Source organism: Paenalcaligenes hominis, assembly GCF_041359055.1.
Classification (GTDB): domain Bacteria; phylum Pseudomonadota; class Gammaproteobacteria; order Burkholderiales; family Burkholderiaceae_B; genus Paenalcaligenes; species Paenalcaligenes hominis_A.
On the sequence record NZ_JBGJKZ010000004.1, the window covers coordinates 124,657 to 143,869 of the forward strand.

General features: G+C 45.7%; 22 protein-coding genes. 9 read left to right on the forward strand and 13 right to left on the reverse strand.

The annotated features are described in order from the left end of the window. The first annotated feature begins 89 nt into the window (after positions 1-89). The 3 genes from ACBP46_RS10450 to otsB all read left to right on the forward strand — a co-directional run bounded on the left by ACBP46_RS10450 (position 90) and on the right by otsB (position 2,206). Positions 90-392: a KGG domain-containing protein gene (locus ACBP46_RS10450; RefSeq protein ID WP_371016682.1), complete on the forward strand. Its 303-nt coding sequence runs from the start codon at positions 90-92 to the stop codon at positions 390-392. A 102-nt stretch (positions 393-494) separates the two neighbouring features. Beyond that, a complete protein-coding gene (locus ACBP46_RS10455; protein WP_371016683.1) occupies positions 495-1,466 on the forward strand; it encodes an SDR family oxidoreductase in 972 nt (323 codons plus the stop codon). Continuing rightward, positions 1,466-2,206 carry a trehalose-phosphatase gene (otsB, locus tag ACBP46_RS10460; RefSeq protein ID WP_371016684.1) on the forward strand — a complete coding sequence of 247 codons (741 nt, stop codon included), beginning with the start codon at positions 1,466-1,468 and terminating at the stop codon, positions 2,204-2,206. Before ACBP46_RS10455 ends, otsB begins: the two co-directional genes overlap by 1 nt. Here the strand turns inward: otsB and ACBP46_RS10465 are convergent. Beyond that, a complete protein-coding gene (locus ACBP46_RS10465; RefSeq protein WP_371016685.1) occupies positions 2,192-2,518 on the reverse strand; it encodes a BON domain-containing protein in 327 nt (108 codons plus the stop codon). The two genes, otsB and ACBP46_RS10465, sit on opposite strands and share 15 nt — an antisense overlap. A 127-nt stretch (positions 2,519-2,645) precedes the next feature. Here ACBP46_RS10465 and ACBP46_RS10470 point away from each other — a divergent pair, with 127 nt between their 5' ends. From ACBP46_RS10470 to ACBP46_RS10480, 3 genes are read left to right on the forward strand one after another with little or no spacing between them, the layout of a single operon-like run. Beyond that, positions 2,646-3,740 (forward strand): DUF3182 family protein, encoded by a 1,095-nt coding sequence (locus tag ACBP46_RS10470; protein ID WP_371016686.1) that lies wholly within the window; start codon positions 2,646-2,648, stop codon positions 3,738-3,740. Further along, a complete protein-coding gene (locus ACBP46_RS10475; protein ID WP_371016687.1) occupies positions 3,737-4,492 on the forward strand; it encodes an alpha/beta hydrolase family protein in 756 nt (251 codons plus the stop codon). The genes ACBP46_RS10470 and ACBP46_RS10475 overlap by 4 nt, the downstream gene beginning before the upstream one ends. Before the next feature lie 19 nt (positions 4,493-4,511). Next, positions 4,512-4,787 (forward strand): hypothetical protein, encoded by a 276-nt coding sequence (locus ACBP46_RS10480; protein WP_371016688.1) that lies wholly within the window; start codon positions 4,512-4,514, stop codon positions 4,785-4,787. Positions 4,788-4,805: 18 nt separating this feature from the next. On the opposite strand, the gene ACBP46_RS10485 is transcribed toward ACBP46_RS10480, so the two are convergent. Beyond that, the gene (locus ACBP46_RS10485) at positions 4,806-5,942 is read right to left on the reverse strand and encodes a sigma-54 interaction domain-containing protein (RefSeq protein ID WP_371016689.1); all 1,137 of its coding nucleotides are present in this window, start codon (positions 5,940-5,942) and stop codon (positions 4,806-4,808) included. A 249-nt stretch (positions 5,943-6,191) separates the two neighbouring features. Between ACBP46_RS10485 and ACBP46_RS10490 the strand changes: the two genes are divergently transcribed. Then, positions 6,192-6,851, forward strand: a complete 660-nt coding sequence (locus ACBP46_RS10490; protein ID WP_371016690.1) for a hypothetical protein — start codon at positions 6,192-6,194, stop codon at positions 6,849-6,851. 861 nt (positions 6,852-7,712) lie between these two features. On the opposite strand, the gene ACBP46_RS10495 is transcribed toward ACBP46_RS10490, so the two are convergent. Both ACBP46_RS10495 and ACBP46_RS10500 read right to left on the reverse strand, forming a co-directional pair. After that, the gene (locus ACBP46_RS10495; RefSeq protein ID WP_371016691.1) at positions 7,713-7,847 is read right to left on the reverse strand and encodes a hypothetical protein; all 135 of its coding nucleotides are present in this window, start codon (positions 7,845-7,847) and stop codon (positions 7,713-7,715) included. A 62-nt stretch (positions 7,848-7,909) separates the two neighbouring features. Continuing rightward, the gene (locus ACBP46_RS10500; RefSeq protein ID WP_371016692.1) at positions 7,910-8,509 is read right to left on the reverse strand and encodes a phenylacetic acid degradation protein PaaY; all 600 of its coding nucleotides are present in this window, start codon (positions 8,507-8,509) and stop codon (positions 7,910-7,912) included. A 131-nt stretch (positions 8,510-8,640) separates the two neighbouring features. On the opposite strand from ACBP46_RS10500, the gene ACBP46_RS10505 reads away from it, so the two are divergent. Together ACBP46_RS10505 and ACBP46_RS10510 are read left to right on the forward strand one after the other, a co-directional pair. Further along, complete coding sequence (locus tag ACBP46_RS10505; protein WP_371016693.1) at positions 8,641-9,018, forward strand: hypothetical protein; 378 nt, start codon at positions 8,641-8,643, stop codon at positions 9,016-9,018. A gap of 212 nt (positions 9,019-9,230) precedes the next feature. Further along, the gene (locus ACBP46_RS10510) at positions 9,231-9,641 is read left to right on the forward strand and encodes a hypothetical protein (RefSeq protein WP_371016694.1); all 411 of its coding nucleotides are present in this window, start codon (positions 9,231-9,233) and stop codon (positions 9,639-9,641) included. Positions 9,642-9,649: 8 nt separating this feature from the next. Here the strand turns inward: ACBP46_RS10510 and ACBP46_RS10515 are convergent, their stop codons facing one another. The 9 genes from ACBP46_RS10515 to ACBP46_RS10555 all read right to left on the reverse strand — a co-directional run bounded on the left by ACBP46_RS10515 (position 9,650) and on the right by ACBP46_RS10555 (position 19,203). Continuing rightward, a complete protein-coding gene (locus tag ACBP46_RS10515) occupies positions 9,650-10,375 on the reverse strand; it encodes a type 1 glutamine amidotransferase (protein WP_371016695.1) in 726 nt (241 codons plus the stop codon). A 19-nt stretch (positions 10,376-10,394) separates the two neighbouring features. Next, entirely contained in the window at positions 10,395-11,804 is a 1,410-nt protein-coding gene (gene rmuC, locus ACBP46_RS10520) for a DNA recombination protein RmuC (RefSeq protein ID WP_371016696.1), read from the reverse strand. A gap of 68 nt (positions 11,805-11,872) precedes the next feature. After that, positions 11,873-12,076, reverse strand: a complete 204-nt coding sequence (locus tag ACBP46_RS10525) for a hypothetical protein (RefSeq protein ID WP_371016697.1) — start codon at positions 12,074-12,076, stop codon at positions 11,873-11,875. 123 nt (positions 12,077-12,199) lie between these two features. Continuing rightward, complete coding sequence (locus ACBP46_RS10530; protein ID WP_371016698.1) at positions 12,200-13,195, reverse strand: glutathione S-transferase family protein; 996 nt, start codon at positions 13,193-13,195, stop codon at positions 12,200-12,202. A 336-nt stretch (positions 13,196-13,531) separates the two neighbouring features. After that, on the reverse strand, positions 13,532-14,146 hold the full coding sequence (locus ACBP46_RS10535) for an NIPSNAP family protein (protein ID WP_371016699.1): 615 nt from the start codon (positions 14,144-14,146) through the stop codon (positions 13,532-13,534). A 13-nt stretch (positions 14,147-14,159) separates the two neighbouring features. Beyond that, complete coding sequence (locus tag ACBP46_RS10540; RefSeq protein ID WP_371016700.1) at positions 14,160-15,848, reverse strand: FAD-dependent oxidoreductase; 1,689 nt, start codon at positions 15,846-15,848, stop codon at positions 14,160-14,162. Further along, positions 15,845-17,587 carry an FAD-dependent oxidoreductase gene (locus ACBP46_RS10545; protein WP_371016701.1) on the reverse strand — a complete coding sequence of 581 codons (1,743 nt, stop codon included), beginning with the start codon at positions 17,585-17,587 and terminating at the stop codon, positions 15,845-15,847. The genes ACBP46_RS10540 and ACBP46_RS10545 overlap by 4 nt, the downstream gene beginning before the upstream one ends. A gap of 2 nt (positions 17,588-17,589) precedes the next feature. Next, positions 17,590-18,402, reverse strand: a complete 813-nt coding sequence (locus ACBP46_RS10550; protein WP_371016702.1) for a sugar phosphate isomerase/epimerase family protein — start codon at positions 18,400-18,402, stop codon at positions 17,590-17,592. Then, positions 18,403-19,203 carry a shikimate dehydrogenase family protein gene (locus ACBP46_RS10555; protein WP_371016703.1) on the reverse strand — a complete coding sequence of 267 codons (801 nt, stop codon included), beginning with the start codon at positions 19,201-19,203 and terminating at the stop codon, positions 18,403-18,405. Positions 19,204-19,213: the final 10 nt, after the last annotated feature.

Consider the following 19,213-nt stretch of genomic DNA (forward strand, 5'->3'; position numbering starts at 1 on the left):
ATCACTTCTGCTCAAACTAGGCACACTATCTGCTACCCACTCCATACCTAAGCAGTACTTTTTATTCTGTTTTTTATTGGAGAAATACCATGCCGAATAAAGATGACAAACAGCACAGCAATCAGGATCAACGCCACCATGATCACACCGACAAACGTGGCTTTGCATCCATGGATTCAGAACGCCAACGTGAAATCGCTGCCGAAGGAGGTCGGGCAGCTCATGAGAAGGGTACCGCGCATGAATTTACGTCGGAAGAAGCACGTGAAGCTGGCTCTAAGGGTGGCAAAGCAGCCCATGAAAAAGGCACTGCCCATGAGTTTGACTCGCAAGAGGCGCGTGAAGCCGGATCCAAAGGTGGGCAAGCTTCTCATCGCAATGACAACCGTTAAGATTTGGCCCCCCTTGATATAAACGCATCGTCTATAGCCTGATGGCCGCCTCCCTCCTCCCCATTCCCTTCTGGTCATCAGGTTTTTTCTTTGGAGCTAAGCATGCCAAATTCTGAAAAAACAGTGCAGAAACAAAGACATATTCAAGAGCAGCAAGATCAAAAAGATCAACAAAACCCTCAGCCCGAACCAGTAACGCATAGCCCTTCTCGACCTGGCTCGGACTACCCTACCCCGCCTTTGCCCCCTCAACATCAAGCCAAACCCGGCTCAGAAAAAAAATTAACCCCTGCTCCTCATTATGAGGCTGACGCCTATCAAGGCAGCCAAAAACTAGAAGGCAAAGTCGCCCTTATTACCGGTGGCGATTCAGGTATTGGGCGTGCGGTCGCGGTGCTTTTTGCACGCGAAGGAGCGGATGTGGCAATTATTTATTTGTGTGAAGATGAGGATGCTTTAAAAACCCAGAAAGCCATCGAGGCCGAAGGACAATCGTGTTTTGCTTTAAGTGGCGACGTCAAGGATCACGAATTTTGTCGTCAAGCGGTGACACAAATTGTAGATCACTTTGGCAAAATTAATGTGCTGGTTAACAATGCCGCTTTTCAAGAACATGCACCGTCTTTGCTCGATATAAACCCTAGTCGTTGGGATGAAACCTTTAAAACCAATATTTATGGTTACTTCAACATGACTCAGGCTGTATTGCCCTTTTTGCAAGCAGGAGATTGCATTATTAATACCAGCTCAGTGACTGCGTTTGCTGGCAACGCTGAACTTATTGATTACTCCAGCACCAAAGGAGCAATTAACTCCTTTACCTACTCATTAGCCAGTAATTTAGCCCCTCAAGGCATACGCGTTAATGCCGTGGCTCCTGGACCCGTGTGGACCCCTCTAAATCCAGCGGATCGACCAGCGGAAGAAATCAAAGACTTTGGTAAAAACACTCTATTTGGTCGCCCAGCTCAACCTGAAGAACTCGCCCCAGCCTATGTGTTTTTAGCTAGCCTCGTGTGCTCTAGTTACATAACCGGTGCAGTTTTACCTGTTACAGGTCAAGCAGGACAATAATGCTTTTTTCTATTTCTCTTGCTCATGCTGCCCTCTTGTTAGATGTGGACGGCACGCTGGTTCCTTTAGCCCCCACCCCCGAGGCGGTGTATTTTGATGACGAGCTAAGCCATCTACTTGCTGCGCTTTATGAGGCCACAGGTAAAGCGCTTTGTTTAGTTTCAGGTCGTGACCAACAAAGCTTAGAAACCCTTTGTGGAAGGCTTGAATTACCTTTAATTGGATGCCATGGTGCCACCATGATGCTACCAGAGCCCACACTGCAATGGGATGCGCCTATTGATACCGAGCGTCATCAACACCTTAGCTACGCCTGCACAGCGTGGTGTCACAACAAAGAGGGGGTGCGAGTAGAACCCAAATCACACAGCATAGCCATTCATTATCGAGCGCAACCCCATCAAAAAACGGCTATTTATCAGTTTCTTAATCAATTAATAGAAACCTATACTGAATACGTGGTGGTAGGGGGCAAAGAGGTATGGGAACTTAGGCAGGCCTATTTTAACAAAGCTACAGCTATTGCTCAGCTATTACTCACCCCACCCTTTCAAAATAGATTACCCATTATGATTGGCGACGATACAACGGACGAGCCTGCTTTTGCGTGGACAAACACCCAAGGCGGGCTGAGTATTCATGTAGGTAATTCGCCCATCACCTGCGCACAATACAAAGTGCCATCGCCCGAGGCGATACGCCATTTGTTAACGCATTGGTTAAAGCTAGCTAATACGTAAGTCGCATTGGAGCTGCAACACGTCTGGCAAGGCGCGAATGGCGTACTCAATTTGCTTAATACTTTCTAAATCGGTACCGACGCCGCTTAACTTAACACGCCCATTTTTTACTTCGATTTGACAGTTAGTAATGGGCATAGGTTGTCGTTCTAGCACCGACTGCACTTGGCGATAAAGTTCACGATCTGCTCCAATATCTACTTGCATGGCTTCGGGCTGCACACGAGTTGGTTCTTGTTCCCATTCCGATATAAAAGAGGGTTCTTCGGCTATATTGCGTGGCCCAGGGTAGTTTTCTTGTGGTTTTTTCATAATATGACCTCCTTTCCCGTTGATTTAGTTGTATCAGCACTTTTTATGCCCACCTTTTTTTATAACACCTTTTTAGGAATACTAATTGCTGTAGAAATAAGCTAAGTTCATTTTAGGGACTATAACTATGGCATTAACACCACCTAGCAACCGGTCCGTTTTACCCTACCAAGGTCTGGCTTTACCTTCGCCTGCTGATGCCATCACTCAACAGAAACTAGCTCAGCAACTAGTCCATATTTTCCAACACGCTACCAAGCAGGCAGCCCCTACTTCTCCCACTAAGCCCTATCTTTTACCTCTCGACACCTTATTAAGTACCGAGGCTGAAAACCTAGGGGTCGAGTCCATCCATGATCTATATGGTGGTGTGGTGCCGTATGACTTTGTAAAAACCAAAGTACTCAGTCATCCTCTTTTTCATTCCTCTTATTCAGCACCTGCCGGATGGCACTACGGTTTAGGCCAAACCCTGCTGCCTTATACTTTAAAAGGCTACAGTGCGTTTTCCGTACAAGATGCTTTTTGGACAGCCCGAGGGCTAATTCATGATGGCCCGATCCGCATTAAATTTGCCCACGCCAAAGCCAGTCATGATCAGTTTGTTTGCAGTCACTATCAAGAAGTCACTGATTTATTACTGCAAAACCGCTTTGAAGCCCTACTAGAGCAAGGGGTGGTTATTGAAGAACAGCTCACTGACACCACAACCTATAGTGTGGGTCAAGCAGAAGTGGCGGGAATGCTGATCAGTTATATAGGGGAACAAAGCCAAACCCAAAATCATGAACAACTTCCTACTTATGGCGGGACGCATCTTTTAGCCGTACAAGGCGGGTATGAGGAGCTAAGCAAAGTGGTAAATACACCTATATTAGTAGAGGCCATAGCCCTTGGACAAAATTATGAGCGTTGTATACAGGCGGCTTTTCCCGACTTTTATGCATCGCGGCGTAATTATGATGTGATTCATGGGACGGCATGGGATGGCTCTGATCGTCTCCGCGTTTTAGAGCAATCGTGGCGCATGGGTGGAGCCTCTATGGCAGAGTTACTTGCTATTAGTGCTTTTTTGGATACCCCTTCGCTGCCTTCGGTTCAAGCATGGACCCAAGAGCGCTACACGCGCAAACCAGAACAACAGCTTGAAACCCACGATATCTACTGTATTGCCGAGGACACAAACGGTTATTTAATTAAGTCAGGAGGTCTAATCAAGTGAGTGCTCAGACTACCCCTATACGGATCCCGTTGCAGGACAATTTTGACTTGGAAGCCCACTTTCTAACACCTAGTGTGCCCATTCCTGGGGTGCTATTCATTCATGGCTGGGGCGGCGATCAACGCTTTGATTTAAAACGTGCCCACCATTTAGCAGGTTTAGGGTGTGTTTGTCTTACCTTTGATTTGACGGGTCACCATGCCTCTCAAGCTCAGCGTTGCGAGGTCACTCGCGAGCAAAATCTGCAGGATGTCTGTGCCGCCTACGATAGACTTTTATCTCACCCTTGGGTGGACCCTAACGCTATTGCGCTAATCGGCCATAGTTATGGTGCTTATTTAGCCGTTTTGCTTAGCCAATTACGCCCTGTGCGCTGGTTAAGTCTTTTGGCTCCGGCCCTCTATCAGGACGAAGGATGGTTCAAACCCAAGGACCAACTGAATAAAACCTTATTAAGCGCCTATAGAAAAAAACTGCACCCTAAAAGTGATAATCAAGCCCTACGAGCTTGTGCTGTATTTAGCGGTGATGTTTTACTGTTAGAAACAGAACACGATAATTTTATCCCAAGGCAAACAATTCTTAGCTACCGCAACGCTTTTCTTGAGGCCAAATCCATCACACACCGTATTTTATATGGTGCCGACCATGGCTTAACTCAAAAAACAGCACAACAGGCCTACTCGTCTTTATTGTTCCATTGGGCTCACGAAATGATCATGGGGGCTCGTACTGGGCTGCTGCCTACGTAAAAACCAAATGGAGATACTCATGTCGATTTTCCCACCGCGCACTCTTTATACCGTCTTAAAAAAATATATCCCTTTATATGGGGGATTGGTCGACAACCCTGAACAGTTACGATCTGCTCTGCTAGACCACAATGAAATCATTCACTTTGCTCTTTCTAAGCTTGATATTTTAATTGATGCAGAAGGAGCAAAACGCATTAGTGAAGTCGGACTAGAGTGGTTAGCTTACGTCGCCCTTCACCCAGATAACCCCCAGGGCTTTGCCTCTAAAGCTCAAACAAAATTAGAACCTTAAAGCTGCCTTAGCCAGAGACTAAAACATATCAACCAATAAGTTCACCTTATCGTGATCAGCCAAAATATAACTACGCCATACTGCATTTCGTAGCTCTCTGACATTACCTGGCCACAGATGATCGCGTAACACCTGTTCTGCTTCAGACGTAAAATACTTTTCTGTATCTTGCTGTTGATTCATTTGCTGTAAAAAATGATCAGCCAACAACACAATGTCTTCATCGCGTTCACGTAACGGAGGCACATGAATAGGAAAAACACTTAACCTATAAAACAAGTCTTCACGTAACTTTTCTTGTTCAACAGCCTGCATAGGATCACGGTTTGTTGCCGCTATAATTCGTGCTTCCGTTGTTAATAACTTCGTCCCTCCGACGCGCATGTATTGTCCTGTCTCTAGCACCCGCAACAAGCGCACCTGCATTTCAGGAGGCATCTCAGTAATTTCATCCAAAAAGAGCGTGCCCTTTTGAGCTAACTCAAAAAAACCTTGGCGAGCTTTGTCTGCCCCCGTGAAGCTGCCTTTTTCATGACCAAACAATTCACTTTCAATCAGTTGGCTTGAGATAGCACCACAGTTTAAAGGTAGAAAATTTTCGTCTACACGCGCGCTGTGTTCATGAAGGGCTAAAGCGACTAACTCTTTGCCCGTTCCACTTTCACCAATAATCAACACGGGCACATTCGTTTTAGCCACACGCTCAATTTCAAAATATAACTGCTGCATAACAGTAGAACGACCAATAAAATGGCTTAGCTCGTGCCCATTGCGATTTGCCGCCAGCTGATACTTCTCTTCATAAAAGCGTTCTATTAATGATGACAAAATCGCTGCAAGCTGAGATGCAATAGTTGCTGTGTCGATTAAGGCTACTACACCCAAAGCTTGAGCGCGTTTTTTCAGTGCTGTAGAAGGCTGACGACTTAATGTAATAACAGGTAAAAACTGGGCAGTCGCTTGGTGAATTTGTGCTTTGGCTGCTTCATACACGACAAAATCTGCGACTAGAGCCGTCACAGTGCGCTGCTGCAAAACTAATAAGACCTGTTTTATTTCATTGACCACACTTACCGCATATCCCAAAGGTGTAGCTATTTTTTCTATCTCTTTTGCCACCTTTGGATCCTGCTCTAACACTAATAGGTATGGCATGGTTATTTCCTATAGAAACGAACGAGTAAAGAAAACTACCTTTTTATACTAACTAGCACTGCTATTTCTGGTGTGACAATTCGTATACTTTGCAACAAAATCGTTAATAAATCGCAAATGTAAGTATTTTTTAAAACTAGGCACAAAAATTGCTAAAGACTTATAAAGGCTTTACGTTTTATTTAAAGCCGGGGTTCAGTCATTTAGATGATAGTGATGACGAACTAGCCATTATCTAGGAGTTATATAATGAACGCACGTAAAGCCCACTGTTTTTTGCTTAGTACCGTTTTCCTTGGTTTTCTAGGGGTTTCCGCCACGCAAGCGGCTAAATCCAACGACTACCAGCCCGAACTAGATACCAAGCAAACTCAGCCCCATACTGCTGATGAGATATCAAATGAACCCAAAGCCGAAGGGGCAAAAGGTCAACCTGATTCCAACCAGAGTGGTACGAGTAAAAACACCCAACACACGACTGAGGCCTCTAAAGCCAATGGTAATAAAACTGCCAAGGGTGCCAACAATAGTACTACCACCAATGGCCGCACTCAGCCGGACTCTGACTCGGCCAAAACCGATAGCAGAGCGCCGGCCACAGACGCCAGTACAGATGCAACGAATCAGCGTAATCAAGACACGACAGACTCATCTAAGATTGACACCAGCTCAAGCGTAAAAGAGGGCAACCAAAGCACTACCACTGATCGCAGCCAATCTAACTCGGACGCATCCAAAAATGATGGCAAGGTTACAGACTCAAACGAAACGGGTACGGTCCATCATAACCAAAGCAGCGCCGAATTTAAGCGTGATAAAGCCAAATGTGAAGAACTAGTCGGCCAGTCTCAAGACCAGTGTTTACTAGACTTACAAAAGAAATATACCATGCCCACACCTAAACAATAATGGTATATGCAAAGGCTAAACGGCCTAGTTTTATAATGAAATTTCAGGCTTTAGCCCTACACCTTTTGGCCTACTCGAAGGCACCCCAAAAGAAAGCAAGTTTTTACCAGTAGGAAGAAATAAGTCACACACCCTCTTTTCTTATGTAGTATGGTCGAGAGCCAATCTCATTATTAAGATCGCACGGGTACATGAACGGCTCAAGGGGTACCCCAACGTTTAACTATTTCGTTTCATTTCATAAATGTAACTAGGGGAAAAAGCTCATTACTTGAAATAAAGCTAATAAAAACAATAAGGTCGTCCATTAAATGGACTACGCCTGACGCCTCAACCTTTTCTCTGTTACGCCGTGGCACATTCACTTTAAAACAAACACCATTCCAAAAAAGCCAAATTTCGCCGTTAAAATCAAATACTTATATCAAACCCGCATTTAGACTTAGTTTTAAACATCAAATTTTTTTGTTTTTTATACTTAATTCAATAGAGTTAAGCCTTAGTAATTGTAAATTACCGTCAATATAGCTTGATATATAGCGTTAGGTTATATCTTTATCTAGTGTTTAGAGTCATAATTTAACAAATGGAATCGTTTGTAGAAGTCTATTGCAAAAATTTACCCACTCGCCTACCCCCTCTTACTTCATGGGAATCGAAGTAACTTGTAAGCAAGCAATAAAGAGACCTAGCAACACCCGTTCCACTTAATTAGGAGAAGGATGTGCCTCTACAAGCTCTATATGATTTGTTACCCTTTTTATTCGTTTTTGGCGGCTTCTTTTTACTCGTAGTAATCTACCTTAGCTCAAGACGCTAACATCTTATTACGCAGTTATTTTTGCTCCGCTCTGAGCCTAATTACTCCTCGTCATGGGGCAGTCTTTTATCATCTTGAGCTTTAGATTGTCGACTTTCCTCGACCATTTGTTTAAAGCCTTTGATAATTAAATAGCCAGCAGCCAAAGCGCCCAAAATAAATAATGCAATTCGCATTGTTTCATCCTCATCACGCGTACTGATTTAGTACGCGTTGTTAATAAGCAGTGGTCGTGAGTTTACTTGCAATAATAAGCAGGGTAAATATCTTCGGGTTGCAAACGTGCCCGACTCGCTTCAACCTCACGCAGCGGCTGCACTCGTTGCATGGTTTCCAGACTCCGTTGTGTTAAACGCTGGTACATATGCGTGCCTAGCACTTTGTTTTGTATTTCTGCATCGTTTAACTCTTTGATAATTTTCGCCGGAGCGCCTGCCACTAAATGGCGTGCTGGAATGACCATCCCTTTTTTAACAAAGGCCATAGCGCCTATGATGCTGTCTGCACCCACATCGCATTGATCCATGACAACGGCGTTCATTCCCACCAATACATTGCGCCCAATCGTGCAACCATGAAGTACCGCCCCGTGTCCAATGTGGCCGTCTACCTCTACCACGGTATCCTGCTCAGGCGTGCCGTGGATAACACAAGTGTCTTGAATATTAGACCCCTCTCTCATAACAATGCGCCCAAAATCACCCCGTAGACTCGCTAATGGCCCTATATAAACCCCAGGCCCAATGATGACATCACCAATTAACACAGCCGTTGGATGCACATAGGCAGTCTCATGCACTACGGGCACAAGACCATTAATTGAATAAATATTTTCCACGACTTTCTCCTTTGATATTTCGTATGTAGTTACTTTAATGGTAAACCATTTTAGTGCTCCATCTCCTTTGTTAAATTCGGTTATACTTTATTAGGTTGCCCGATGAGAAAGAACATGAACAGGAGAAAGGTGTGCGCTTAGTAGGTTTTAGTTTTGTTGCCATATTAGCACTCCCTTTAACTGTTACTGCTGACGACGTTTTACCTAACTGCATAGGAACACACTTTACGGAATACCACCGCATTGTCAGCCCCCATCGCTCTGTTTCCATCGAACGTATTCAAGAATGGTCCAATTGGTGTAAACGTGGCATCAACGCACTCCAATTAGCCGAAAAAACTCGACCTTGCTATCAAGAGCAGGTCCATTTATTACAAGAACAAGCTGGCGGCTTTCTGCCTATCACCTACGAAAAAAGCCAGCAAATTAAACACTATTGCCATCAACAGCTTTGGCTAAATCTACACAAAACCGTTAATCAATCGAATACTCAGGTACCTCGCTCTTAGGTTTGCAATTTACTTATTTTTGTCCTAAACAACCTAAATAATTAACAGTCACTACACTTATTAACGCTTGACACAAAATTAATTATCTTTAGTTTTTCTAGGTTAATCGACTTGCTAAGTAGGATTAAATTTAACGCTAGAGCACCCTGCTCGTTCTGTCTAAAACACACCAAATTCTCTCGTCTACTATCCTTTAACATAAGGGCTTAACGATGAAAAAAATGAATTTACGCCAAGCCTTATTAGAGCTTAAAGAAGCCAAGAGCTTTGCTCAGCGGATTGCAGCCACGTCAAAATTAGTCAATCAAACGGCGTTTAAGGCAGGCCAGATCTTATATGGTACTCATACAGCAGACACCTCATCCAAAGCTGATCTCCAATCCATGCCTATTCACAGCCAAAGTTCACACACTATGGCACCCACGGCTTCTCAACCTGTCCAACACGAGCAAAAAGTAGATTACGTCACTACAGAGCTCATAAAGCTAAACGAAGACCTCAAAGCCTTGCGTATTGCTAAAGAGCTAGCACCTACCGATGTAGAACGCAATGCAATTCATTTTAAGATTCTTAGGTTAGAACGCGAACGACGCGATTTTTTAGCTAAGCGTAAAACGTCCTAAACACCCATCTAATACTGCAATGAACGTGCCCAACGCGCATACAGCACACTTACCATCGTCTGCATAGCGGGAATATGCTGTGGCACTCCCGCCATGATTTGCTCTTCGGTATGAATAAAAGCATTACCGCGCCCTAGTTCCTCTGCAATGCGGTGCCCACTGTTTTTTATAAAAGCCATAATCATCTCTGGCGTTATTTCCAGATGGAACTGCATCGCTATGTGTGTGTCGGCTAAAACATAAGCTTGATGTGCACAGGCTTCGCTACTTAGCAATAAATGCGCCTCGTTTGGCAAACTGAACTGCTCGCTATGCCATTGAAATACTGAAAATGGGCCAGACTGAACTCCAAACCATTCAGCACTTCGAGAAGCATCTACAACGCTAAGCTCGTGCCAACCTATTTCTGTATAAGGGCTTTTAGTCACCACAGCACCGGCTGCTTTAGAGAGTAGCTGCGCCCCTAAACAGTGCCCCATCACTGGCACATCAGCGGCCAAAGCTTGCCGTGTTAAATGCAACACAGCATTTACCCACGGAGTATCGTCATTCGCACTCAGGGCACCACCCAGCAAAACCAGACCACTCCAATCCCTAATGCAGGCAGGAGGCTGGTGTCTATCTGCTGCGCTGACTATATGCCAAGGTATGCCTAAACGCCTTAGCACGGATAAAATAGCCCCAGGTTGTGCCACCGAGGTGGATTGAAGAATAAGAATAGGTTTCTTTTGCATTGCCTCGGTGCCTCTATGGTTAGGATAGCTCTTTTGCTTCTGCGGCATTGGGTTCAATTTTTTTCACAATTAAATCCAAACGCTCCGCCTCAAAATCAATTAAGGCTGGTTCCACCTCGGGCAAATTCCGCGTCACTTTGGTAGATAGCTCGTTAAATCGGCTTACCTTGCCATACAGGCCTTGTTGTCCTGCTAGCGCTGTTACCGTTTGGTTATAGTGGTTGCTAACAGTTTTTAAACTGGTCCCTAAGCGTGAAAAACGCTCGGCCACTACGCAGACTTGGTTGTAGATCTCACCAGCACGCTCACCTATTTCTCGGGCTTCAACCTGACTGCGCTCAAGCATCCAAAGATTAGCAACAGTACGTAAAATAGGGATAAGAGTGGTGTGGGAAACCAATACCACCCCTTTTTTGTAGCCGTATTCAAATAAATCTTTGTTATGTTTTAAAGCCTCAATATAAGCGGGCTCGATGGGCATAAACATCAACACAAAGCTTGGGCTACGCATGCCCAGTACATTGGTATAGTCTTTGCTAGCCAAGTCATCAATGTGTTTGCGTACGGCCAAATCATGCTCTTTAAGCGCTAAAGCATACGCTTCAGGCGTGTCTGCTGACATGGCTCTATCATAAGCATTCAAAGTCACCTTACTGTCTATAATCAGGTGTTTATTATCTGGCAGTTTCACCACATAGTCAGTTTGCTTAGTACGCCCTTGCTCGTCTTTAAAGCTTTTTTGCGCTTCATAATGCGCGTCTTCCATCAGACCACTCATTTCTAGAGTGCGCTGTAATTGCGCCTCGCCCCAGGCTCCGCGCTGTTGTGAGTCACCTTTTAATGCCGATGCTAAGTTCGTGGCCTCTTGACTCATTTTTAAGCCAATATCCATCATGTTTTTTATTTCTATATACAGACTAGCCTGACTACGCTGCGTGGCATCATGTACTTCATTTATGCGTTTTTGAAAGCCATCAATTTGCTCTCGGAATGGTTTTAACAAATGATCCAGACCGCTTTGACTATGACTAGCAAACTGTTGGCTACGCTCTTCAAAAATCTTGTGCGCCACATTTTCAAATTCTTTAGTTAACTGCTCACGTGCCTGCGTTAGTACATGAATCTGATCTTGGTAATGTTTCTGACGCTGTGTGGCCGTAATGCTTAACTCGGTATGCTCATTGCGTAACAGCTCCAGTTGACGCCGTAACCCTTCAGTCTGAGCCATGCTTTGTTGTGCTTCATTGTGTAGTCGCAAACTTTCCGCTTGAGCCGCGGCGAGTTGCTCCTCGAGGCGACCTTGAATAACTTCAGCTTGATGTAGCCTCTGTTTGTGTTGAGCAAGGCTACGCAGCCACCATACGGTGGCTGCAATGGCACCCAGCCCTATTGCCACCAAAAGCGGCATTACTTCATATAATTCCGTCATCGTGCCTAAAGTTAATTTTGTATCCGTTATATAAAAAAGCGGCTTATACAAAGCCGCTACATTTGTTTTTAAGCCAAGGCTTCTTGAGCAGCCTGTTCAGGCGAATACCCTTCAAAAAACAAATCGGTAAACCACTCGGCCTCTTCCTCTATGTAGTCTTGAGCCTCTTGTTCAGACGCCCCTGCGGCCACCAAAAACCCCTCTACCTCTATACACCATTCAATTAACTCAATTTCTTCGGGTTCGAGTTGCTCTTTATTTTTTTTCGCCATGACTGGCTCCTTGGTAATTACCATCTACTTATGAAAGTCGTATTTTAATCAAGTCTACAACGCAGTGGAAATTCGTTTTAATTCGTTCCGTTTAAAATATCCAGTGCAGCGTTTAAATATTGCCTACCGTTCTAAAGCAGCATCTAAGTGCGTTCGTTGATGAGCTTGGTCCCAATCTAGTACTGGACCAAGCGGTATGATTTTATTGGGGTTAATGGTCGGGTGGCTAGTGAAATAATGCTTTTTGATTTGCTCCATATTAACTGTAGCAGCAATACCCGGCCATTGATAAAGCTCTCGGGTATAAGCCCATAAATTGGGATAATCGACTAGACGTCGTATATTGCATTTAAAGTGACTGTAATAGACCGCATCAAAGCGCACTAAGGTGGTGAATAATCGCCAATCAGCCTCGGTAATATGCGCGCCTATCAAATAGCGCTGCGTAGCTAAGCGAGCCTCTAGCTCATCCAATGCCTCGAACAGCGCTACAACTTCTTGTTCATAAACAGACTGCTCTGTAGCAAAACCTACCTTGTAAACACCATTATTAATATGTTGGTAGACAAATGAGTTGATCTCCTCAATTTGCGCACCGTATTGAACGGGAAAATAATTACCCTCTTTTGCGCCTACATCATCAAAAGCGCAGTTAAACATACGCAGGATTTCTGAGGATTCATTACTAACGGGCTTGTTTTGCTTGAGATCCCATAATAGCGGAACGGTAACCCGCCCCGTATAATTGGGCTGGGCGTGTTGATACAACTGATACAAATAATCAGCATTTAGCACAGGATCAGCAACCACACCTGTATCAGGGCTAAAGCTCCAGCCGTGTTCCCCCATATACGGATTCACAACCGACACACTAATGCAAGGCTCTAAGCCTTTTAATGCCCTAAAAACTAATGTGCGGTGCGCCCAAGGGCAAGCCAAAGAAACATATAAATGGTAGCGCCCTACCTCGGCTTTGAAGCCGGACTCGCCACTTGAGCCAGCACGACCATCTGCGGTAATCCAATTTCTAAATTGCGAGTCAGAGCGCACAAAACGGCCCCCAGTTGACTTCGTATCATACCATTCGTCTACCCATTGCCCATCCACTAGCAATCCCATAATTCACCTCTGGTATAAAAGATTTCATGTAGTATCTTAACCATATTACGCGCCCTAACCGTTTATTAACCTAAAGCCTGTAACGAAGAGTCAATTACTTGACATCGTAGACAAGCTGACAGAAAGAAAAGAGCGTGATCACACTTTGCAGGCAAGTCCTGGACGTGGATTATTCAAACTGTCCGTAACACTCCGTTAGTTTCCCCATTCACGTTGTTTAGGAAAAACGAAAAAGCCCTAGGTCATTAAAGACAAAGGGCTTTTTAAATGATGAAAGAAATCCTATAAAAAAAGACGGGAAAAAACCCGTCCTAAAAGACCCCTAGCTACACGTTATTATTTTAATGGGGAAACCGCGGTGGGCCACATAATAATGGACTCCATCTGGTGGGTTAACCACTGAGGACCACCCTTTGGAGGCCAAATACCTTCTTGTACCACTTGTTGACGTACCTGAGTGCGCTGATCCACAGACGCATAAGGCCAAATACTCACAATACGAGGCACACCATCCAAACTATACATGGCTGCAGTTAATTTAGAGTATTGGATACGCTCAGGCACAGCTTGCTCCCAAGCGTGTAATACATGAGGTAAGCCACCGTGCTTCATCTCATAGGTTCTTAGCTCATAGGCAGGACCAACGGCACCTAGTTCTACTTCAGGTAAAAATGGGAATCCAGCAAAGCGTTGTAGATCCAAATCAATCAACCACTCTGTGGCATAAAATGGATCAGCGGCCTCTAGGGTACGCTGACGCTCTTGATCTAGCTCAGCCGCCGAGTCAAATGTACGCAGAACAATGACTTGGTTCAACTTACCAATATCGCTAAACCAAACTCCGGCCAACTGACCTTGCTCAGCCTCTTCGCAAAAGCGTTTCACCCCCGCCGCCACATCAGCGGCTTTACCCATCATTGTAGTTAGGTAAGCTAATTCAAAATACTGCATTGTTGCTCCTCATCTATAAACGGCCAGCCGCATGTTTTGCAATACGCCAGCCAAATACCAAACCTGGACCTAAAGTCGTTCCTGGCCCAGGATAGGTCCCATCAAAAATAGATGCCAAATCATTACCACATGCATATAAGCCTGCTATAGGCTGCTGGTTTTGATCTAACACCTGAGCATTTTCATTTGTGCTTAAACCCACACTAGCGGCTAAATCCACAGGTCGCACTGCCAAAGCATAAAAAGGTCCTTTAGCGATCTCGCCTAAACATGGGTTAGGTCCTTTATGGGCAGCATCCCCATTAAAGCGATTCATCGCACTCGTACCTTTACCAAAATCTAAATCCACACCCGTTTGCGCATAGTGATTATGCTGCTGCACTGTTTTTTCAAGCGCTTCCTCAGGTAGGTTCAAACGTTGTGCTAGCTCTTTTAGGGTAGACGCTTCTACCAGATACCCTTGTTGTACCAATTGTTTTTTACGCTTCACGCTGGCCCCAGGTAAAAGCAAACCCAGACCGTAAAGTGCTACAAACGCACTGTCACAAATTAAATAAGCAGGTACGGAATCAATACCTTTTTTCTCTTGAGCCAACTGGGCTTCACAAAAATCATGATAAGAAGCCGATTCGTTGACAAAACGCTGCCCAGCCCCATTCACTGCTATCAAACCCGGCTTGGCTCTATCTAAAATAATATGAGGCCAAATCGACTCCTCGGCATTGGGTCTAGCTAATACCGAACATGGAAACCATAAAGCTGGATGCGCTTCGTTTGCCAAAGCCCCACCTACACTTTGCCCTAGGGTCAAACCATCACCCGTATGAGTAGCAGGAGCCATTGATCGTGCCCAAACGACCTCAGGTAAAAGCTGCTGGCGCAAACGGGGATTCCAGCCCATACCGCCGGTGGCTAAGACCACTCCTTTACGTATTGCAACCTGACTAATACCGGTCGGCCCATCTAACACAGCCCCCACCACTGCTCCATTCTCGTACAGCAATTTTTGCACAGTGGTTTTATACTGCACCGGCACTTGCAGCTGCTTCAAAGTAAAAAGCAGTTGAGCAATTAGCGCATTACCCATCACTAAGCGCGTGCCACGATGATATCGCAGGCGATCCATCGCATAACGTCCGACTAAGCTGAACGTGGTTTTAAAATTAGCCCAGGAACTGAATGGGTTTAACAACGCATCAACCTCTGTGCGGTTGACCATCATGCCACCCAGCCCCATAAACTCTGGCCGAGGTGCTCGAATACGTTTAAAGTCAGGCCCTAATTTTCTACCATCAAACGGTAGCGGTGCTAAAGCACGCCCCCCATATGCTTCACCGGGGAAGGGGCCTAAGTAATCAGGGTGGGCTTTACTGGCCACCAAACGCACAGCGGTTTTAGTCGTGAGATCTTTAATAGCCATCGGGCTTGAGCTAATAAAGGCTTCTCTTAGGGCACGCCCTCTTTCACTTTTCACCACATGAGACAAAAACTCACGCGCAGCCTCTACCGTATCAGGCACCCCCGCCTCATGACTTAAATGCGTTCCTGGTGCCCAAATGGTGCCTCCCGAGGTAGAGCTGATTCCCCCTACTTGGGCCGTTTTTTCACAAACCAAGACATCCAAGCCTTCGAGTTTGGCAAAAGCAGCTGTACTCAACCCAGCAGCCCCTCCTCCCAACACCAGCACATCTACTGTATTCATCTCTCCTCCTTTGCTTGCTCTGCTATGTGTTGAGCTGCTTGATACCCAAAGGCCATAGCCGGACCTAAGGTAATACCACCACTAGGATAGTGCCCCCTCATAATGCTATTCATGTCATTACCAACCGCATATAACCCGCGTATAGGTTGGCTTTGTTGATCTAAGACCTGAGCTTTCTCATTCGTCATCAAACCGGCAAAAGTACCCAAACTGCCAGGAACAACCTCTACCGCATAAAAAGGAGCTTGCAACAACGGTGCCAAATTTGGATGCGGCTTGTTTTTTGCATCCCCTGCTACGCGTTGATATAGGTTGTGCCCCTTATGAAACTCAGGGTCTTGTCCTGTGCTGGCAGACGCGTTATGGCTCTGTACCGTGCGCTCCAACGTTGCCGCATCAATTCCGCACTGCTGAGCTAACTGCGCCCAATTCTTAGCTTGTTTTAAATAGCCTTTTTTGATCCAAGAACGCAAAGCAAAGGGCGCAGGTTTTACCGCCCCCAAACCATAACGTCGTATAAAGCGATGGTCACAAATCAACCAACAACGTACGGGCTCCCCTTGAGGGGTAGCAGCAATTAAATCATTGATGAAGCGATGGTACGGATTGGCCTCGCTAGTAAACCGCTTGCCATTGGCACGCACCGCTAAAATACCTGGCTTGCCTCGCTCAACCAAATGTGGAAAGCGTCCTAAGCGTCCATCTTGACGCGGAATAAGTGAAACAGGCGACCATGCTCCTGCACTGCTCAAACTCGTATCCACCACGCCTCCCACCGACTCCCCTAAGCGCAAACCATCACCCGTATTACTACGAGGAGCTGCTGAGTGATGAGGGCTATGGTGCAGCTTCACATGCGTAAATAACTGAGCCTGTCGTGCCGCATCATGGGGAAACCCACCAGCAGCGAGTACCACCGCTTGCTTGGCTTTGACTTGGACTAAGCCTGTAGGTGTTTGCAACAGTGCTCCAGTCACTCTTTGCTCTGTCAGCTCTAGCTGAGTCACTGGAGCGGAGGTTATAAAACGCACTCCCACCTGCTGCGCAGCCGCTATTAAGCGTGCCGCCAGTGCATTACCATTGACCAATTGTGTAGACCGTCCCGATGTACATAGATCGTATATATGTCGACTTAGACGTTTCATCACATACCAAGCTGACTTCAATGATGAGCGTGCCTCAAAAAAATGACGCATATCCATACCCGAGGCGATTCCCATACCAGCTACAGTGGTTTCAGGGATAGCTCTACGTAGCAAATGCAAACTGTCGCCTAGCTCACGCCCGTCAAACGGCGCTGCTGTCACCGAGCGCCACCCTTCGCGCGCCCCGTCTAACTCACCAAAAAAATCAGGCACAGCACTACCTGCATTAAATTGAACAGGTGTTTTTTGCTCAAAAAAATCAATCATTTGTGGGGCGATGCGCAAATAATTATCAAGCATCAAGTCTTGGTAATCACTACCTAAAACAGATTGCAAGTAGAGTTTGACCTGCTCTACGCTTTCCGCTTGACCTGCTCGTTGCGCATGAGGCGCATTAGGTATCCACAACCACCCGCCTGAAACCGCAGTCGTTCCACCTAGAACAGCTGCTTTTTCTGCCACAATCACGGATAAACCCAAATGCGCAGCCACTACTGCAGTGGCTAAGCCCCCTGCACCCGAGCCCGCCACCAACACATCACACTCAAGGCTATCCTCTAGCTTCTGTGTATTTAAAGAGGTCTCTTCAGCCATCGTTAGCACTCACGCAGTAACTCAATCGTTCTCTCTAACATATATGTGGCACGCTTTTGCGCGCTCATAGTCTGTAGCAAACGGGTATTTGGCACCTCAATCCCTATAGGTTTTGAGGAAGGGATAAATTGCATTAAACGCTTTAAATCAAGCTGCCCTTCTCCAGGAACCAAACGCGCATTACGTGCAACGTAGATCAACCCTTCATCAGAGGGATCATATAAAGCAGGTGCATCACATAGCTGCACATAATTAATGAAATTTAGGGGCAGCTCACGTAGCGCCTCAAAGCTGGACTCCGTCCGGAAAAAATGCAAAGAATCAATCAAAATCCCAGCGTTACTGACTCCAGAGCCTTCCACAACTCGACGAGCAGCCGTGAGATTTTTAACCCCTGTCCAAGGCATAAACTCTAAATCACAAGTCAATTGAAAAGACTGAGCTAGTTCTGCAAAACGGGTGAAGTTTTCTGTTAAGCGAGCCTCATTCGTATCGTCACCAGCAATTAGAATGTGTTTTGCCCCTAATTGCTGTGCTCGCTCTAGGAAGGGCAAATAGCTTTGCACCTCTACCTGCTCGCCTAGACGTACAATCTCCACATCAGCGACTGTTATGCCCGTATCTCTTAACGCTGCCTGAACTTCTGTTAAGAGTGCTGTATCCGTCAACAATGGATAAGGCGCTTCAGTAGCAGGTGCAGCAGGCAATAAACGTAAGCCAATCGCATCGTACCCAGCATGGGCTGCGATTTGTATCGCTTCAACCGGCCCTACATCAGCCACGGTCAAAAAAGAAAGAGAAAAAGTTCTTTTCATTTAGTTACCTTGCCCTTGTAATAAAAAGCGCACCATCAAATCACGCACTTGGGTAAACATGTCCACACCATTTACTGTGGTGCAACCTAATTGCTGAGCCGCCTCTAATAATGGTGTAGTTACAGGGCTGGTAATCACATCCCCAACAACCATATTAGAACGCAAAGCCGACACATCAACTGGCGTAGGGTCTGTAGCTTTCATACCCACCGGTGTAGCATTAAGGACAATATCGAAGCCCGCCGGATCTGCTGTGCCTACCACGACCTGGCCTAGATTCAACTCTTGTAACCGATGGATAAGTTGATCTCGACGTTGCTCATTCACCTCATGAATAGCCAACACCTCCACCCCGGCCTGCAAAACAGATAAGGCTATGGCTGAACCTGCTCCGCCCACACCCACCAGCAAAAGTCGTTTTCCTTTTAATTCTGTGCCTTTACTTTGTAGAGCTTTCACATAGCCCTCTCCATCGCACATGTCACCGTACCAACCTTGCTCAGAACGCCTAATCACATTCACAGCACCTAAAAACTGAGCGCGCTCCGAAATATGATCGCAATCCGCAGCAACAGGAATTTTGTGAGGCACAGTAATAATGACTCCATTCACATTCTGTACAGCCTTACTGGTTTGCATAAATGCACTTAGATCTGCGCTTTTGACATGGGCAGGTACACAAACAGCATTCAGTCCTTGATTCTGCAAAGACTCTGTCACACCTTGTGGTGATTTCACTTGGGCTATTGGATCACCAACAATGTAATACACAGCAGTCGAACCGCTTAGGGGATTACGCATACTTATCTCC